The sequence below is a fragment of the Flavobacterium sp. TC780 genome, assembly GCF_056783245.1.
The window spans coordinates 1-2037 of sequence record NZ_JBXBAV010000078.1 but is presented as its reverse complement, the minus strand read 5'-3'; the positions used below and the strand labels follow the sequence as shown (position 1 = coordinate 2037).

Below are 2037 nucleotides of genomic sequence, written 5' to 3'. Positions count from 1 at the left end.
ACAACTACTGTAACTGTAGTTGAACTACAATTTGATACGTTCAACTTCTCACATATTGTGTACTCAACTTCATAACTATCCGCTGGTGTTCCTGGTGCAACCGTAATTGTTCCGTCTGTATTTAATGTGATTCCTGCTGGATACGTTCCTTTTGGTGTCAATGTAACTTCTGATGGAACTACTGCTTTTCCGTTTAATGTATCATTATCTAATACTGAAACTGTGTTTCCACCATCTTTTCCATTGATCGACGCTTGGTCCGTCCACATTGGCGACAATAGGAGCTGCTGTTACAACTACTGTAACTGTAGTTGAACTACAATTTGATACGTTCAACTTCTCACATATTGTGTACTCAACTTCATAACTATCCGCTGGTGTTCCTGGTGCAACCGTAATTGTTCCGTCTGTATTTAATGTGATTCCTGTTGGATACGTTCCTTTTGGTGTCAATGTAACTTCTGATGGAACTACTGCTTTTCCGTTTGATGTATCATTATCTAATACTGAAACTGTGTTTCCACCATCTTTTCCATTGATAGCCGTTGGCTTGTCTACATTGGCGACAATAGGAGCTGCTGTTACAACTACTGTAACTGTAGTTGAACTACAATTTGATACGTTCAACTTCTCACATATTGTGTACTCAACTTCATAACTATCCGCTGGTGTTCCTGGTGCAACCGTAATTGTTCCGTCTGTATTTAATGTGATTCCTGTTGGATACGTTCCTTTGGTGTCAATGTAACTTCTGATGGAACTACTGCTTTTCCGTTTAATGTATCATTATCTAATACTGAAACTGGGTTTCCACCATCTTTTCCATTGATCGACGCTGGCTTGTCTACATTGGCGACAATAGGAGCTGCTGTTACAACTACTGTAACTGTAGTTGAACTACAATTTGATACGTTCAACTTCTCAACATATTGTGGAATCTAACTTCATAACTATCCGCTGGTGTTCCTGTGCAACCGTAATTGTTCCGTCTGTATTTAATGTGATTCCTGCTGGATACGTTCCTTTTGGTGTCAATGTAACTTCTGATGGAACTACTGCTTTTCCGTTTAATGTATCATTATCTAATACTGAAACTGTGTTTCCACCGTCTTTTCCATTGATCGCCGCTGGCTTGTCTACATTGGCGACAATAGGAGCTGCTGTACAACTACTGTAACTGTAGTTGAACTACAATTTGATACGTTCAACTTCTCACATATTGTGTACTCAACTTCATAACTATCCGCTGGTGTTCCTGCTCCAACCCGTAATTGTTCCGTCTGTATTTAATGTGATTCCTGTTGGATACGTTCCTTTTGGTATCAATGTAACTTCTGATGGAACTACTGCTTTTCCGTTTAATGTATCATTATCTAATACTGAAACTGTGTTTCCACCATCTTTTCCATTGATAGCCGTTGGCTTGTCTACATTGGCGACAATAGGAGCTGCTGTTACAACTACTGTAACTGTAGTTGAACTACAATTTGATACGTTCAACTTCTCACATATTGTGTACTCAACTTCATAACTATCCGCTGGTGTTCCTGGTGCAACCGTAATTGTTCCGTCTGTATTTAATGTGATTCCTGTTGGATACGTTCCTTTTGGTGTCAATGTAACTTCTGATGGAACTACTGCTTTTCCGTTTAATGTATCATTATCTAATACTGAAACTGTGTTTCCACCATCTTTTCCATTGATCGACGCTGGCTTGTCTACATTGGCGACAATAGGAGCTGCTGTTACAACTACTGTAACTGTAGTTGAACTACAATTTGATACGTTCAACTTCTCACATATTGTGTACTCAACTTCATAACTATCCGCTGGTGTTCCTGGTGCAACCGTAATTGTTCCGTCTGTATTTAATGTGATTCCTGCTGGATACGTTCCTTTTGGTGTCAATGTAACTTCTGATGGAACTACTGCTTTTCCGTTTAATGTATCATTATCTAATACTGAAACTGTGTTTCCACCATCTTTTCCATTGATCGACGCTGGCTTGTCTACATTGGCGACAATAGGAGCTGCTGT

Annotated in this window: 3 protein-coding genes and 2 pseudogenes; 1 reads left to right on the top strand and 4 read right to left on the bottom strand. The window is 39.5% G+C overall.

Annotated elements, in window-relative coordinates:
* From AC1RYN_RS07515 to AC1RYN_RS07505, 3 genes and pseudogenes are all read right to left on the bottom strand, one after another.
* Positions 1–269 (bottom strand): annotated as a pseudogene (locus AC1RYN_RS07515) (hypothetical protein); the annotation flags it as partial.
* Entirely contained in the window at positions 205–627 is a 423-nt protein-coding gene (locus tag AC1RYN_RS07510; RefSeq protein ID WP_481806477.1) for a hypothetical protein, read from the bottom strand. The gene AC1RYN_RS07510 and the pseudogene AC1RYN_RS07515, both read right to left, overlap by 65 nt.
* Positions 628–704: 77 nt before the next feature.
* Positions 705–917 (bottom strand): hypothetical protein, encoded by a 213-nt coding sequence (locus AC1RYN_RS07505; protein WP_481806476.1) that lies wholly within the window; start codon positions 915–917, stop codon positions 705–707.
* Positions 918–931: 14 nt separating this feature from the next.
* Here AC1RYN_RS07505 and AC1RYN_RS07500 point away from each other — a divergent pair, with 14 nt between their 5' ends.
* On the top strand, positions 932–1177 hold the full coding sequence (locus tag AC1RYN_RS07500; protein WP_481806475.1) for a hypothetical protein: 246 nt from the start codon (positions 932–934) through the stop codon (positions 1175–1177).
* 62 nt (positions 1178–1239) lie between these two features.
* Here AC1RYN_RS07500 and AC1RYN_RS07495 read toward each other — a convergent pair.
* Positions 1240–2037, bottom strand: a pseudogene (locus AC1RYN_RS07495) (hypothetical protein); the annotation flags it as partial.